The organism is Dactylosporangium thailandense, from assembly GCF_059739745.1.
Map to the genome: position 1 here is coordinate 733,749 of NZ_AP029195.1, position 13,808 is coordinate 747,556.

13 protein-coding genes are annotated in these 13,808 nt (G+C 73.0%); 7 read left to right on the top strand and 6 right to left on the bottom strand.

Annotation, left to right across the window (positions count from 1 at the left end):
* Positions 1-411 carry a 2-phosphosulfolactate phosphatase gene (locus AC6JBM_RS03150; RefSeq protein ID WP_497986406.1) on the bottom strand — a complete coding sequence of 137 codons (411 nt, stop codon included), beginning with the start codon at positions 409-411 and terminating at the stop codon, positions 1-3.
* Positions 412-634: 223 nt separating this feature from the next.
* Between AC6JBM_RS03150 and AC6JBM_RS03155 the strand changes: the two genes are divergently transcribed.
* Positions 635-2,131 (top strand): NCS1 family nucleobase:cation symporter-1, encoded by a 1,497-nt coding sequence (locus AC6JBM_RS03155; RefSeq protein WP_497982099.1) that lies wholly within the window; start codon positions 635-637, stop codon positions 2,129-2,131.
* A gap of 2 nt (positions 2,132-2,133) precedes the next feature.
* Complete coding sequence (locus AC6JBM_RS03160) at positions 2,134-2,916, top strand: aspartate/glutamate racemase family protein (protein ID WP_497982100.1); 783 nt, start codon at positions 2,134-2,136, stop codon at positions 2,914-2,916.
* Here AC6JBM_RS03160 and AC6JBM_RS03165 read toward each other — a convergent pair.
* Positions 2,865-3,578 (bottom strand): GntR family transcriptional regulator, encoded by a 714-nt coding sequence (locus AC6JBM_RS03165; protein ID WP_497982101.1) that lies wholly within the window; start codon positions 3,576-3,578, stop codon positions 2,865-2,867. The genes AC6JBM_RS03160 and AC6JBM_RS03165 overlap by 52 nt on opposite strands.
* A 93-nt stretch (positions 3,579-3,671) precedes the next feature.
* Here AC6JBM_RS03165 and AC6JBM_RS03170 point away from each other — a divergent pair, with 93 nt between their 5' ends.
* The gene (locus tag AC6JBM_RS03170) at positions 3,672-4,175 is read left to right on the top strand and encodes a TlpA family protein disulfide reductase (protein WP_497982102.1); all 504 of its coding nucleotides are present in this window, start codon (positions 3,672-3,674) and stop codon (positions 4,173-4,175) included.
* Between the two features lie 70 nt (positions 4,176-4,245).
* Here the strand turns inward: AC6JBM_RS03170 and AC6JBM_RS03175 are convergent, their stop codons facing one another.
* Complete coding sequence (locus AC6JBM_RS03175) at positions 4,246-5,757, bottom strand: family 43 glycosylhydrolase (RefSeq protein ID WP_497982103.1); 1,512 nt, start codon at positions 5,755-5,757, stop codon at positions 4,246-4,248.
* 126 nt (positions 5,758-5,883) lie between these two features.
* The gene (locus AC6JBM_RS03180) at positions 5,884-7,290 is read right to left on the bottom strand and encodes a cellulase family glycosylhydrolase (RefSeq protein ID WP_497982104.1); all 1,407 of its coding nucleotides are present in this window, start codon (positions 7,288-7,290) and stop codon (positions 5,884-5,886) included.
* A gap of 134 nt (positions 7,291-7,424) precedes the next feature.
* Between AC6JBM_RS03180 and AC6JBM_RS03185 the strand changes: the two genes are divergently transcribed.
* Positions 7,425-7,781, top strand: a complete 357-nt coding sequence (locus AC6JBM_RS03185) for a hypothetical protein (protein ID WP_497982105.1) — start codon at positions 7,425-7,427, stop codon at positions 7,779-7,781.
* On the opposite strand, the gene AC6JBM_RS03190 is transcribed toward AC6JBM_RS03185, so the two are convergent.
* Positions 7,774-8,505 carry an AfsR/SARP family transcriptional regulator gene (locus tag AC6JBM_RS03190; protein WP_497982106.1) on the bottom strand — a complete coding sequence of 244 codons (732 nt, stop codon included), beginning with the start codon at positions 8,503-8,505 and terminating at the stop codon, positions 7,774-7,776. The genes AC6JBM_RS03185 and AC6JBM_RS03190 overlap by 8 nt on opposite strands.
* 191 nt (positions 8,506-8,696) lie before the next feature.
* On the opposite strand from AC6JBM_RS03190, the gene AC6JBM_RS03195 reads away from it, so the two are divergent.
* A complete protein-coding gene (locus tag AC6JBM_RS03195) occupies positions 8,697-8,861 on the top strand; it encodes a hypothetical protein (RefSeq protein ID WP_350614260.1) in 165 nt (54 codons plus the stop codon).
* A 3-nt stretch (positions 8,862-8,864) separates the two neighbouring features.
* Complete coding sequence (locus AC6JBM_RS03200; protein WP_497982107.1) at positions 8,865-11,657, top strand: AfsR/SARP family transcriptional regulator; 2,793 nt, start codon at positions 8,865-8,867, stop codon at positions 11,655-11,657.
* Positions 11,658-11,758: 101 nt separating this feature from the next.
* Here AC6JBM_RS03200 and AC6JBM_RS03205 read toward each other — a convergent pair whose 3' ends face one another.
* Positions 11,759-12,616, bottom strand: coding sequence for an alpha/beta fold hydrolase (locus AC6JBM_RS03205; protein WP_497982108.1), 858 nt, complete (start codon positions 12,614-12,616; stop codon positions 11,759-11,761).
* Positions 12,617-12,861: 245 nt separating this feature from the next.
* Between AC6JBM_RS03205 and AC6JBM_RS03210 the strand changes: the two genes are divergently transcribed.
* Complete coding sequence (locus AC6JBM_RS03210) at positions 12,862-13,806, top strand: hypothetical protein (protein WP_497982109.1); 945 nt, start codon at positions 12,862-12,864, stop codon at positions 13,804-13,806.
* Positions 13,807-13,808 lie beyond the last annotated feature (2 nt).

Genomic DNA, 13,808 nt, shown 5'->3' on the forward strand with positions numbered 1-13,808 from the left:
TCAGCACGGCACCTTGGCCAGGACGACGTGGTCCTCGCGGACCTCGCCGACCATGGCGAAGGCGGACCGGTCGACGTCGCGGCAGAAACGAAGGTCCCGGGAGAGGTCCACGCGTTCGGACGCGGGCAGCCGCGCGTAGGCCCGGGCATGCTCCGCGGCGCCGTCCATGATGCCCGCGACCAGGTCCGCCCGTGCCGGCGCCGACCCGTCGAGCAGGCCGGCCAGGTACCTCGCACAGGCCCGGTCCTCGGCGGTCTGCCCGGTGCAGAGGAGCGTCCACGCAGTGCCGGCGTGGTGGCGCGCGATCCATCTGGCGGTGGCACCGACGTTCAGCGCCGATACCGCGAGCAGCGCCGCCGGGGCCGGGCACCGGGCGAGGCCGAGCGTGCCGTTGGACGTCGCCTGGATCAGACGCCGGCCGTCGTGAAGGCGCGAATGACATCGATGACGACGGTGACCCTGCCGGCCGGGATCTCGGCGTCCATACCTACGATCGACATGGTTCCCGATCGTTCGCCGTGCGAGCCCGGCCCGCAAGGTGACGCAAGTGGCCCGCCGCGGGCCCGGCGCTGGAGCGACAACAATATATATCTGCGAACACGTCGCGGAAACAGGCCGTTCCTAGCGTGAGTGCATGGCCGACACGCTGGAAACCCCGCAGCATCAGGATCTCGTCGAGGCCGCGGGCATGCCCGTCGGCAGCGGCGACATCAAGCCCGGGTACGACCCGCGGCTCACCAACGAGGACCTCGCGCCCCTGCGCAGGCAGACGTGGGGCGCGTACAACATCTTCGCGTTCTGGATGTCCGACGTGCACAGCGTCGGCGGCTACGTCACCGCGGGCTCCCTCTTCGCCCTGGGCCTGTCCAGCTGGCAGGTGCTGGTGGCCCTCGTGGTCGGCATCGGGATCGTGTACTTCTTCTGCAACCTCGTCGCCAAGCCGAGCCAGGCCACCGGGGTGCCGTACCCCGTGATCAACCGCGTGGCGTTCGGCGTGCTCGGCGCCAACGTGCCCGCGATCATCCGCGGCTCGATCGCCGTGGCGTGGTACGGCATCCAGACCTACCTGGCCTCCGCCGCGCTCGACGTGGTCGTGCTCAAGCTCTGGCCGGGCCTGGCCCCGTACGCGGACGTCGACACGTGGGGCCTGTTCGGCCTGCCGCTGCTCGGCTGGTGCTCCTACGCGCTGCTGTGGGTGCTGCAGGCCGCGGTGTTCTGGACCGGCATGGAGACGATCCGCCGGTTCATCGACTTCTGCGGCCCGGCCGTGTACGTGGTCATGGCGGTGCTCGCGGGCTACCTCATCTACAAGGCCGGCTGGGGCGCCATCGACCTGAGCCTCGGCGAGGTGAAGTACCACGGCCTCGACGCGGTGCCCGTGATGCTCGGCGCGATCGCGCTCGTGGTGTCGTACTTCTCCGGCCCCATGCTGAACTTCGGCGACTTCTCGCGCTACGGCAAGTCGTTCGGCTCGGTCCGGACCGGCAACCTGCTCGGACTGCCGGTCAACTTCCTCGCCTTCTCGATCCTCGTCGTCGTCACCTCGTCGCTGACGATCCCCATCTTCGGCGAGCTCATCACCGACCCCGTGCAGACGGTCGCGCGGATCGACTCGACGTTCGCGATCGTCCTCGGCGCGCTCACGTTCACGATCGCCACCATTGGCATCAACATCGTCGCGAACTTCATCTCGCCCGCGTTCGACTTCTCCAACGTCAGCCCGCAGCGCATCAGCTGGCGCGCCGGCGGGATGATCGCCGCGGTCGGCTCGGTGCTCATCACGCCGTGGAACCTCTACAACAACCCGGACGTCATCCACTACACGCTGGAGATCCTGGGCGCGGCGATCGGGCCGCTGTTCGGGGTCCTCATCGCCGACTACTACCTCGTGCGCCGGCAGAAGGTGGACGTCGACGCGATGTTCACCATGAGCCCGGACGGGAAGTACTGGTACCGCAAGGGCTACAACCCGCCCGCGCTCATCGCCACCGCGGCCGGGGCCGTGGTCGCGGTCGTGCCCGTGCTGTGGTCGGGCGGGCCGGGGATGCACACGACGGCGCAGTACAGCTGGTTCATCGGCATGGCGCTGGGCCTGCTGGTCTACCTGGGACTCGCGAGGAAGGCCGCGTAGCGATGCGCATCCGGGTGGTCAACCCGAACACCACCGCGGCGATGACCGCGCTGATCGGGGCGAGCGCCCGGGCCGTGGCGGGCCCGGGCGTGCTCGTCGAGGCCGTCACCTCCGCGACGGGCCCGGCCTCCATCGAGAGCCACTACGACGAGGCGCTGAGCGTGCCCGGCCTGCTCGCCGCGGTCGCCGACGGCGAGGCGTCCGATGTGGACGGTTACGTCGTGGCCTGCTTCGGCGACCCGGGCCTGGACGCCGCCCGCGAGCTGGCCCGCGGCCCGGTCGTCGGGATCGCCGAGGCCGCCATGCACGCCGCGGCCCTGCTCGGCCGCGGCTTCAGCGTCGTCACCACGCTGGAGCGCACGCGGGGCCGGGCGTGGGAGCTGGCCCACCGGTACACCGCCCCCGGCGCCTGCCGCGGGGTGCACGCGTGCGACATCCCGGTGCTGGAGCTCGACGCCGACCCGCACCTGGCCGACCGGGTCGCCGCGCTGGCCGGCCTGGCGCTGGAGGAGGACGGCTCCGACGTGATCGTGCTCGGCTGCGCGGGGATGGCCGGGCTGTGCGAGGCCGTCTCGGCGCGGCTGGGCGTGCCGGTCGTGGACGGGGTCGGCGCCGCCACGCTGCTCGTGCAGTCGCTGGTGACCCTGGGCCTGCGCACCTCGGCTCGCAACGAGTACGCCCCGCCACTGCCCAAGCCCTACACCGGCGCGCTGGCCGGCTTCGGGATGACCATTCAGAGCGGGTCGGCGAAGAGCCCCGTGTCGCGGGGCAGCCGCGCGATGTAGGACTGCAGCCGCCCGTGGTGCCCGGCGCAGGCCGCGATGAGCGCGTCGGCGTCGCGGGCGGTGAACGCGGCCAGCATCGCGGCGTGGTCGCGGTGCAGCAGCTCGCGGTCGGCCGGGCCGAGGTGCGTCATGGGCTGCAGCGGCTCGGTCATGTTCCAGGCCGTGCCCAGCATGTGCAGCAGCCGCCGCATCCGGCACGGGCGGATCAGGGCGAGGTGGAAGCCGCGGCTCTCGCGGTGGTACGCCCGCCCGTCCCCGGCCCGCACGGCCGCCCCGAGGGCCGTGTGCGCCGCGGCCGCCCGCTCGTCGTCCTCCCCGCGCGCGAAGGCCACCGCCACGCGCAGCGCCGCGGTCTCGAGGGCCTCGCGGACAAGATAGATCTCGGCGAATTCCGCGGCGGTAAGTTTCGCGACCCGGTACCCGAGATTCGGCCGATGGTCGACCAGCCCCTCGCCGATGAGCGTCATCAGGGCCTCCCGCACCGGGATGCGCGACACCCCGAACGCGGCCGCCACCGCGTCGACCGGGATCGCCGAGCCGGGCGGGACGTCGCCGTCGAGAATGCAGCTGCGCAGGTCCTCGAGGACCGCGCCGGGTGCGTGCCCGGCGGGCCGCCCGGCGAGCCGCGCGACCAGGACCGAGCGCCTGCGGGGACCGGGCATGGCTCACCTCCCGCGGCGAGGGTACGGCGGCCCCGTTATCGGCGGATTTCGCGGATGTTGACGCCGCGACACGCATCGATCAGGCTGCCCGCCATGACCACCGTCCTGCTCGTCGCCGTCCTGCTGCTCGCCCTGCTCACCGTGTTCAACCTCGTGCTCGTGCTGGGCGTGATCCGCCGTCTGCGCGCCTTCGAGGGCCGTCCGGATGCCGGGCCGCCCATGCTCACGGCGTCCGCGGGCACGCGCGTCGGCGACTTCACGTCGTCCACAGTGGATGGTCGCGAGGTGTCCCGCGGGGGCCTCGGGAGCCGGGCGCTGGTCGGGTTCTTCTCGACCACCTGCCCGGCCTGCCACGAGCGCCTCGGCGACTTCCGCGCCGCCGCCGCCCGCCACGCCGGCGCGGCCTTCGCGGTCGTGGTCCGCGACGGTGGCGCGGTCGAGCCGATGCTGGCCGGGCTCGGGGACACCCCCGTGGTCGTCGAGGACCCGGAGGGCCCGGTCGCGAGCGCCTTCGCCGTGCAGGGCTTCCCGGCCTTCGTGCTCGTGCACGCGGGCGTCATCGAGTCGAGCGGCGTGCAGGTCCCCGTTCCCGCGTGACGGGCCGGCCCGGCACCCCCAGGGAAGGGAGGGGATGCCGGGCCGGTTTCCGGGGGTACGGGAGTGACGACTATTCGCCGGCGGGCACGGCCAGCGGCGTGCTCAGCGCGGCCGGGACGCCCAGGTTCGGGGTACCGTCGCTGTTCCAGGTGATCTTCTGCGCCCGGGTGCTGCGGTTCATGTCGCAGCCGCCGGAGGCGGAGGTGTTGGCGTGGTACACCATCCAGTCCTCGGTGCCGTCGGGCGACTTGAAGAACCCGTTGTGCCCGGGTCCGTAGACGCCGCCCGCGTTGGAGCGCTGGAACACCGGCGTGGAGGTCTTCACCCACGACGAGGAGCTGAGCGGGTCACCGCCGTTCCAGGTGAGCATCCCCAGCTTGTAGTCGGGCGTGGAGCAGTGGCTGGCGGAGAAGACGATGTAGGTCTTGCCGCCGTGCTGGATGACCTCCGGGGCCTCGTTCACCGCGCCGCCGACCGTCTCCCAGCTGTACGTCGGCGTGGAGAGCAGCCGCCGGGTGCCGCTGGCGGTCCAGGGGTTCGACAGCGGGCGGATGAACATGGGCTGCGAGCCGTTGTAGTACGTGCCCAGCAGGTACAGCTGGCCGTTGAGCTGCAGGATCGTCGGGTCCAGCTCCCAGGTGTTGTCCTGGGTCGGGTCGAGCATGTCGGCCTTGAACGTGTACGGGCCCATCGGGTCCAGCCCGGCGCTCTCCAGCACGTGGATGCGCTGCGTGCCGAGGTTGTAGGGCTCGACGCCGGCCACGTAGTACAGGTACCACCGCTGCCCGTTGGGGCCGTTGAGCAGATGGAACTCGGGCGCCCACATGGTGCCCGCGCCGTTGGAGCGCGTCAGGTTGAAGATGACGGTCTCGGGCGCGGTGGCCAGGCCGCCCAGCGTCGCCGACTTGCGCATGGTGATGGTGCGGTTCCAGGTCGTCGCCGCGAGGTAGTAGTAGCCGTTGTAGTACTGCAGCCACGGGTCCGGCCCCTGAGGATCCAGGGGGTTCACGAAGGTTTTTGTCGTGGTGCCGCCCGAAGTGAAGCCCGCCAGGCGCCACACCCGCGTGGTGGCGCTCGTGCACGGCAGCTGCACCAGCTTCGCGCCCGCCGTGCTGCTGTCGGCGCTCGGCGCGACGCACTTGCCGGACTGCACGCCGACGAGGTTGAACGTGTTGGTGGCGCCCGAGATCGTGACCGCCTGCAGCCGGAAGCGCTGGTTGTTCTGGCCGTTGCAGGGGTACTGGATCACGGCCGCGTTGTCCGCGGTGGACTGCCCGGTGATGTCGACGCACGAGCCGGCGGTCAGCGTGGCGACGGTGTACTGGTCCGTCGTCCCCGCCACCGGCGTGAACGTGTAGTTCTGGCGCGTCGAGCCGTTGCAGGCCGCGTCCTGCAGCTGCAGCGCGGCGGTCGAGGCGCCGCCGGGCACCTCGGCGCAGGCGCCGCCGGCCTGCAGCGTGATGGTGCTGGTGAACGTCACCGGCGCGGCGGACGCCGGGGAGGCCTCGAGCGCGGCGAGGGGCAGCAGCACGGCGGCGAGCAAGGCCGCGGCGGCCCGTGGCGGACGGGCGAATCGACTCATCTCTCACGTCCTCGGGTGGTAACCGAAAACCCTTTCGGAGATGGTCGCCTGTCGAACTCATGCAGGTCAATGTTGTGACAAATTGTGATGGGGACCGAAATGTTTTCGGCCCCCATCATCCGTGTCTTACCGTGCGGTGCAGGTCAGCGTCGGCACCGAGTTGGTGCCCGCGTACGAACCGAGGAACCCGAACGACGTGCTCTGCCCGGCGCCCACGGTGCCGTTGTAGTCGACGTTCGTCGCGGTCACGTTCGCGCCGCTGCTGGTGATGTTCGCGCTCCAGAAGCTGGTCACGGCCTGACCGTTGGCGTACGTCCACTTGACCGTCCAGCCGGCGATGGACTGGCCGCCCGCGGTGACCGTCACCTGGCCCTGGAAGCCGCCCGGCCAGCTGCCGACGACGGAGTACGCCGCGGTGCAGGCCTTCGTGCCGCCCTGCGACTGCGACGGGCTGGCCGACGCGCTGCGCGAGGCCGACGGGCTGGTGGAGGCGCTGCGCGACGCCGACGGGCTCACCGACGGGCTGGCCGACGAGCGGCTGGGCGACGGGCTCGTGGTCCCGCCGTAGACCGAGGCCTGCTTGGCGGTGGCCTTGATGCCGTGCGCGCCGTTGAAGATGCGCTGGCCCCAGGTGGTCAGCTGGTTCGGGTTGAAGTTCGTGGCCATGTCGAGGATCGGGTCGGTGTTGCCGCTCCAGGACCAGCCGATGTACCCGAGCCCGCGGGCGTCGGCCTGGGCCAGCAGCGTCTCGTGGTCGACCTCGCCGGACTGGAACTGCCAGCCGAACTCACCGATCACCAGCGGCCAGTTGTTGTTCTGGAACCGGTCGAGGTAGTCGATGATGGTCTGCGCGTTGGCGTACACGGCGTACATGTGGATCGACAGCACGGTGTTCTTCTGCGTGTCCGCGTCGAGCACCGTCTGGGCGTTGTCGCGCATCACGTTCTGCCAGTCCTGGCCCCAGTTCGGGGCGTCGACCATGAGCAGGTGCTGGAAGCCGTTGCTGCGCATCTTCTGGATCGCGGCGACGGTGGCGGCCGTCCACTGCTGCGGGTTGTTGTTGCCGATCGGCTCGTTGCCGATGTTGATGGAGATGTAGCTCTCCTGGCCGACCAGGTTGGCCTTCTGGCTGATCCAGTAGTTCACGGCCTCGTCGAGCGTGGCCGCGGCGCCGTCCTCGCCGTAGCCGGTGGTGTCGTGCACCTCCAGCACGCAGATGAGCTTGTTCGCCTTGCACAGCGAGATGACGTTCGCGACGTCGTTGGAGGGACCCCACCGCTTGCCGGAGCCGAGCACCACCCGCACCGTGTTGGCGCCGAGGGCCTTGACGTCCGCGAACGCCTGGGTGTTGCCGGTGTACCAGACGTGCGGGTGGTTGACCCCGCGCATGATGAACTGCTGGCCGTTGGCCTCCACGATGTTGCGCCCGCTCACGTGGAGGCCGACGGCGGCGGACGCCTCCTGGGCGTACACCACGAACGAGGCGGCGACCGCGACCAGCGCGGCGCCGAAGATCGTGAGTCGTCTCTTCATGACGTACCTGAGTACGCCCCGCCTTTTCGAAACTCAATCGAAGCGCTTCGAGCTGTTGCCGGACCAGCGCTCGGCGGCCCGGTGGCGGTGAAAGATACAGGCTTGCGGGGCGCCCGGCGGGGTATGCGCACGTCATGGCCTCATACACGGTGAACCCGGCCGCCGTCGAGCGGGCCCGGGCGCTGATCGACGCCCGGCAGTACATCCTGGACAGCGACTGGGGCGAGGTCCAGCCGCACGCCGACGAGGGCAACGCGTACCTGCGGCGGCACTCCTGGGCCGACTACGCCGCCTGGCACCTGGGGCTCACCGAGGGCGCGTCCGACGAGACGAAGGGGCGGTACGCGTTCGTCTACGGCGACTTCCGCCGCGTGCACCGCACCGGCCTCATCGCGTGCGTGTACCGGGCCTCGCAGTGGCGGCACAAGGACGTCGAGCTCGCCGCGCACGACCTGCTCCAGCGCCTCGACGCGCAGGCGGGCATCAGCTGACTCGCTGGTGCGTCGCGCGTAGGCGGGGACCCGGCTCGCCCGGCGCGTGCCCCTGCTGAGACACGCGCAGCGCGTCGGCCGGGCGGCCCAGGCGGAGCAGGACCTGCATGAGCAGCGCTCGCGGCCCCTCGCGCCGCGGGTGCTCGGCGGCGAACGCGGTCAGCTCCGGCACCATCCAGGCCGGGTCGCCGAGGTGGCTCGCGGACTCGAAGCGCCGCTCGGTCGCCAGCAGCCGCAGCCGCTCGAGCCGGGCCGCCGCCGCGCGCAACAGCGGCGAGTCCAGGCCGGCCAGCGCCGGGCCGCGCCAGCACGCCAGCGCGTCGCCGAGCAGCCGCGTCGCGCGCTCGTGGTCGCCGCCGGCCGCGGCCAGCCGCGCCTGCTCGGTCAGCCGCTCGAACTGGTGCAGGTCCAGCGCGCCGCGCTCCACCCGCACCAGGTAGCCGGTCGGGCGGGCGACGATGCACGCGGCGGCCGGGTGCCCGATCGAGCGGCGCAGCGCCGACACGTACGTCCGCACCAGGTCCGGGGCCGTGTCCGGCGGCTCGTCGCCCCAGATCGCGTCGACCAGCCGGGCCGTGGGCACCACGGCGTTGGCCCGCAGCAGCACCGCGCCGAGCAGGGCCTGCTGCCGCGCCGAGGTCACCGCGACCCGCCGTTCGCCCGCCCGGACCTCGACCGGGCCGAGGATGCCGAAGGCCGGCGCCGGTGCACCGTGTTCGTTCACGCCGAACCCCCCATCGAGGCCGCTCGCTGCGCGGATCGCACGCGGAGCATGGCGGAGCGGGGTTGTAGATCCGTTAAGGCGCCGTTGGGCCGTCGTCCGGCATCGATGTGCCCAGCCCCCAAACGGTCGTTCCGGGTCGTATGATCCGAGGCGGCCGGACCCTCGCCGGCCATGACCTGTTGGGGGGCTACATGCGAAGGCTGGTGCTGGCGTTACTGACCGCCGGGGTCGTCGTGCTCGGCGGAGCCACGGCGGCGCACGCGATCAACAAGCAGGGCTGCTACACCAACGCCGGTGAATGGCAGGACAAGTGCCCGGTGGCGCCGCCGTCACCCACTGCGACTCCGACGCCCTGACCGGTGCGGATCGGCCTGCTCGGGCCGCTGGAGGTCATCGACGACGACGGCACACCCGTCGAGCTGCCCGGCGGTAAGCCGCGGATCCTGCTCGCGGTGCTCGCCTGCCACGCGGGGCGCCCGGTCCCGGCCGAGATCCTCGTCGAGTCCCTCTGGGGGACCACGCCGCCCGCCCGGGCGGATGCCAACGTCAGGGTGTACGTGCACCACCTGCGCAAGGCGCTGGGCGGCGACCGCATCGGCCGCCGCCCGGAGGGCTACGTGCTGCGGCTGGAACCGGACGAGCTCGACGCCGCCCGGTTCCGGTCTCTGCTCGCGATCGCCCGCACCGCCACGGCCGAGCCCGACCGCGCCCGGCAGGCCCTCGAGGCCGCCCTGGCCCTGTGGCGCGGCCCCGCGCTGACCGGGCTCGAGTCGGTGCCGGCCCTGGCCGCCGACGCCGCCGGGCTGCAGGAGCTGCGGCTGCAGGCGCTCGAGCAGCGCTTCGAGCTCGAGCTCGGCCGCGGCCGGCACGAGGGCGTGATCGCCGAGCTGCGGGCGCTGACCGGGCAGTACCCCCTGCGCGAGACGTTCCGCGGCCAGCTGATGCGGGCCCTGGTCGGGGTCGGCCGCGGGGCCGAGGCGGCCGAGGTGTTCGAGTCCGTGCGCCAGGTGCTCGCCGACGAGCTCGGCCTCGACCCCGGCCCGCAGCTGCGCGACCTGCACCTCGCGGTGCTGCGCAACGATCCGCCCCCGGCCGCGGCCGTCCCCGGCCCGCCGGGGCCCGGCGCCGTCGTGCCCCGGCAGCTGCCCGCCCGGGTCGCCGGGTTCACCGGCCGCACCGAGTGGCTGGCCCGCCTCGACGAGCTGCTGCCGACCGGCGACCCCGACCGGGACGTGCCCGTCGCCACCATCAGCGGCCCGGGCGGCATCGGCAAGACCACGCTCGCCGTGCACTGGGCGCACGCGGTCGCCGAGCGATTTCCGGACGGGCAGCTGTACGTCAACCTGCACGGCTTCGACCCGACCCGCGCCCCCGTCGAGCCCGCCGCGGCGCTGAGCCTGCTGCTGACCGCGCTCGGCGTCCGGCCCCGCGACATCCCGTCCGACCCGGCCGAGCGGGAGAGCCTGTACCGCAGCCTGGTCGCGGCCCGCCGGGTGCTCGTCGTGCTCGACAACGCCTGCGACGCGGCCCAGGTCCGGCCCCTGCTGCCCGGCGGCGCGTTCTGCCTGGCCGTCGTGACCAGCCGCGACCCCCTCGCCGGCCTGGCCGCCGCCGGGGCCCGGCCGCTCATGCTCGGGCTGTTCGACACGACCGAGGCGGCCGACCTGCTGGAGCGCCGCCTCGGGCACTGGCGGGTGGCCGCGGACCCGGCGGCCGTCGCCGACGTCATCGCCCGCTGCGGCGGCCTGCCGCTCGCCCTGAGCGTCGTGGCCGCCCGCGCCGCCGTGACCTCGACGCCGTCCCTGGCCGCGGTCGCCGGCGAGCTCGCCCGGGCCCGCCGCACCCTGGACGGCTTCGCGGGCGTCGACGCCGCGACCGACCCGAGGACCGTCTTCTCCTGGTCGTACCGCGTGCTGGACGACGAGACCGCCCGCCTGTTCCGCCTGCTGTCGGTCCACCCCGGCCCGGAGGTCACGACCAACGCCGCGGCCAGCCTGGCCGGCGTCGAGCCCGGCGAGGCCGGCACCGCCCTGCGCCGCCTGTGCGCCGCGAGCCTGCTCACCGAGGCCGGCCCGGGCCGCTACGGCGCCCACGACCTGATCCGCGCCTACGCCGTCGAGCTCGCCGAGGCGACGGATGCCCCGGCCGACCGGGACGCGGCCCTGGCCCGGCTGCTCGACCATCTCGTGCACACCGCGTACCCGGCGACCCTCCTGCTGGACGCGAACCAGACCCCGACCCCGATCGACCCGCCGTCCCCCGCGGTCACGCCCGACCCCGTCGAGGACCGGGCGCGGGCCCTGGCCTGGTTCGACGCCGAGCGCGCGGTGCTGCTCGCCGCCGTCGAGCGGGCCGGCGCCGACCACCCCTCGCACGCGTGGCAGCTCGCCTGCAGCTGCGTGGTGTACCTGGAGCGCACCGGCCGCTGGCCGGAGAAGCTCGCCGTGCTCGCGACCGGCCTCGACGCCGTGCGGCGCACCGGTGACCGCGCCGTCGAGGCGCGCATCCTGCGCAGCCAGGGCCGCACGCTGGGCCGTCTGCACCGGCACGACGAGGCGACGGCCCACCTGCGCGACGCGGTCGAGCTCTACCGGGACCTCGGCGACGCCAACGGCCTGGCCCACGCGACCGGGACGCTCGGCGAGCTGCTGGAGGGCGCGGGCCGCTACGAGGAGGCGATGACCCACACCTCGCGGGCCTGCGAGCTGTACCGCGCCGCGGGCAACGTCGTCGGCGAGGCCAGGTCCCTGGGCGGCGTGGCGTCCCTGCAGACCATGACCGGCCGCTACACCGAGGCGATCACCACGTGCGGCCGCGCCCTGGACCTCTTCACCGAGGCGGGCGAGCCGGGCGAGCTGGCCGGCGTCTACGACACCCTGGGCGTGGCCCACCACCACCTGGGCGAGCACGCCCGCGCGATCGAGTGCTTCGGCCGCGCCCTGGACCGCCTGGCCGACACGGGGGAGCGCTTCTACGTGGCGCTGGTGCTGACCCACCGCGCGGACACGCATCGCGCGGCCGGCGATCGCGAGCGGGCGCGCCAGGACTACCGGGAGGCGCTGAGCATCTTCACCGGCCTGGGCGCGCGCGAGGCCGAGTCGGTGCGCAACCAGCTCGCGGCCCTGGCCGAGGTCACGCCGCGCCTCCCATGAGCGGTGCCGGCTGCGCCCCCGGCGCGGCGCTCGGCCGGCAGCGCCACACCGCGTCGGCACGAGCGCGAGGCCGCCGGCCCCGCGCTCGCGGCGCGCGTCGATCAAGCGAGGAAGCGGTACAGCGCCTTCGCCAGGGCATCCGGGTTCTCCTCGGCCACGTGATGGCCGGACTCGATCGGCTCGCCGCGCAGGTCGGAGGCCCAGGGCCGCCACACGGCGAGTGGATCGCCGTAGAGGTCCTCCATGTCGTCGCGGGTCGACCACAGCAACAGCGTCGGGCAGCGGACGGTGCGACCGGCGCGCCGGTCCGCTTCCTCATGATCCCGGTCGATGCCGAGGCCGGCCCGGTAGTCCTCCAGCATGGCCCGCACGGTGGCCCGGTCGTGGATGGCCGCACGAACCTCGCGGTAGTTCTCGACGCCCATGGTTTCCGGCCGTACGTCGTACCACGCGTCGGGATCGGCGGCGATGGCCCGCTCCGGCTTGTCGGGCTGGGCGAAGAAGAACCAGTGGTACCAGTCCCGGGCGAACTTCGCATCGCATCTGGCCAGCGCCTCGCTGATGGGGACACCGTCCATGACCACCAGCCGGCTGACCGCGGCGGGATGGTCCAGCGCCAGACGTAACGCCACGTAGCAGCCGCGGTCATGGCCGACCACAGCGAACTTCGCGTGGCCCAGCGCCGCCATCAGCCGGACCATGTCTGCGGCCACCGCCCGCTTGGACTGCTGCGAGTGGTCCGCACGGAGCTCCGCCTTCCCGGACTGCCCGTAACCGCGCATGTCAGGGCAGACGACCGCGAAGCCCTGGCTCACCAGGTGCGGGGCAACCCGGTGCCAGGTCGAACCCGTACGCGGGTGGCCGTGCACGAGCAGCACCGGGAGCCCTTGCCCGGCATGGCGGACCCGCAGCTCCACCTCCCCGACGCCGATCCGTTCGTCGATGAAGCCGTCGAACATGCGCGGCAGATACCCGGCGGCACCGCCGCCCTAACATCCGCTCGCCGGCAGGAACACTCGGTCTTTGACATCGCACGCTGCACGCCACCGTGCTCGCTCATCGGCTTCTTGAGTGGGGCACCGTCCGGGGCTGTCGACCGGGCAACGGCCGACACGGCCGTGATGCTCAGTCGCTGTGGCGTCCGACGCTCCACCGGACCGCGCTGGAAATCGTTGCGTTCGGTGTGGCGGCTTATGCTGCCGCGATGATCGATCTGGACGGCTTGCGGGCCGATGGCTCCTGGCGGCTCACGTGGTCCGGCGACCGGCTCGACGAGGCCGTGTTCCGGCCCGCTGCGGACACCGCCGCCGCCCGCGGCGACCTCGTCGCCGCGCTCGGTGCCGGCTCGGGCGACTCGGGCGATCCGGAGCGGTGGGAGGCCGCGCTGATCGACGCGCTGCTGAGCGATCCGGTCTCGGCCGGGCTGCGCCGGCTGGAGCTGCACCTCACCGACTTCCACCACAGCGCGCACCGCGCCGCGCGGGCGCTGGCCGCGCACCGCCGCGAGCAGCTCACGAGCCTCTACTTCGGCCACGACTTCACGCACCTCTACGAGCACAGCCGCACCTCGACCGGCGGCCGGATCGACCCGCTGGAGCGGCTGCACGAGGGATTCGCCGACGAGGGGAGCGCCGGGATGTGGGCGGCGTTGCCGGCGCTGCTGGACCTGACCGCCGAGGGCGGCCTGCTGTTCGACGGTGTCGGCGGCGGCTCCCTGCGGCACCTGCGGCTGCGCGGGGCGCTGTTCGCCGACGGCAGCGTGTTCCCGGCCTGGGCGCCCGCGCTGGAGTCGCTGGAGCTGGAGATCCGCTCCGACGTGTTCGGCACCGCGTGCCCGGTCGAGCAGCTCGAGGAGCTCGACCCGGCCGGCCTGCCGGGCCTGCGCTCGCTCGACCTGGGGCGCTGCGAGTTCGACGCCGGGGACCTCGGCATCCTGCGCACGCTCGCCGGGGCGGCGATCCTGCCGCAGCTGGAGGAGCTGGTCCTGCCGGGGCTGCGGATCGGGGCGGACGAGTTCGACGACGACCCGCTGGAGGAGCTGGCCCAGTTGGCCCCGGCGTTCGCGCACCTGGCGCTGTCGCTGGCCGACGTCGTCGACGTCGAGGGTGTGGAGGACGAGGACGTGGAGCGGCTGCTGGGTCTGGACTGACC

Coding starts and splice junctions, on each gene's coding strand:
- AC6JBM_RS03205 (WP_497982108.1), bottom strand. CDS start 12,616: ATGTTCGACGGCTTCATCGACGAACGGATCGGCGTCGGGGAGGTGGAG.
- AC6JBM_RS03165 (WP_497982101.1), bottom strand. CDS start 3,578: ATGCCCGGTCCCCGCAGGCGCTCGGTCCTGGTCGCGCGGCTCGCCGGG.
- AC6JBM_RS03210 (WP_497982109.1), top strand. CDS start 12,862: ATGATCGATCTGGACGGCTTGCGGGCCGATGGCTCCTGGCGGCTCACG.
- AC6JBM_RS03180 (WP_497982104.1), bottom strand. CDS start 7,290: ATGAAGAGACGACTCACGATCTTCGGCGCCGCGCTGGTCGCGGTCGCC.
- AC6JBM_RS03185 (WP_497982105.1), top strand. CDS start 7,425: ATGGCCTCATACACGGTGAACCCGGCCGCCGTCGAGCGGGCCCGGGCG.
- AC6JBM_RS03170 (WP_497982102.1), top strand. CDS start 3,672: ATGACCACCGTCCTGCTCGTCGCCGTCCTGCTGCTCGCCCTGCTCACC.
- AC6JBM_RS03160 (WP_497982100.1), top strand. CDS start 2,134: ATGCGCATCCGGGTGGTCAACCCGAACACCACCGCGGCGATGACCGCG.
- AC6JBM_RS03195 (WP_350614260.1), top strand. CDS start 8,697: ATGCGAAGGCTGGTGCTGGCGTTACTGACCGCCGGGGTCGTCGTGCTC.
- AC6JBM_RS03175 (WP_497982103.1), bottom strand. CDS start 5,757: ATGAGTCGATTCGCCCGTCCGCCACGGGCCGCCGCGGCCTTGCTCGCC.
- AC6JBM_RS03155 (WP_497982099.1), top strand. CDS start 635: ATGGCCGACACGCTGGAAACCCCGCAGCATCAGGATCTCGTCGAGGCC.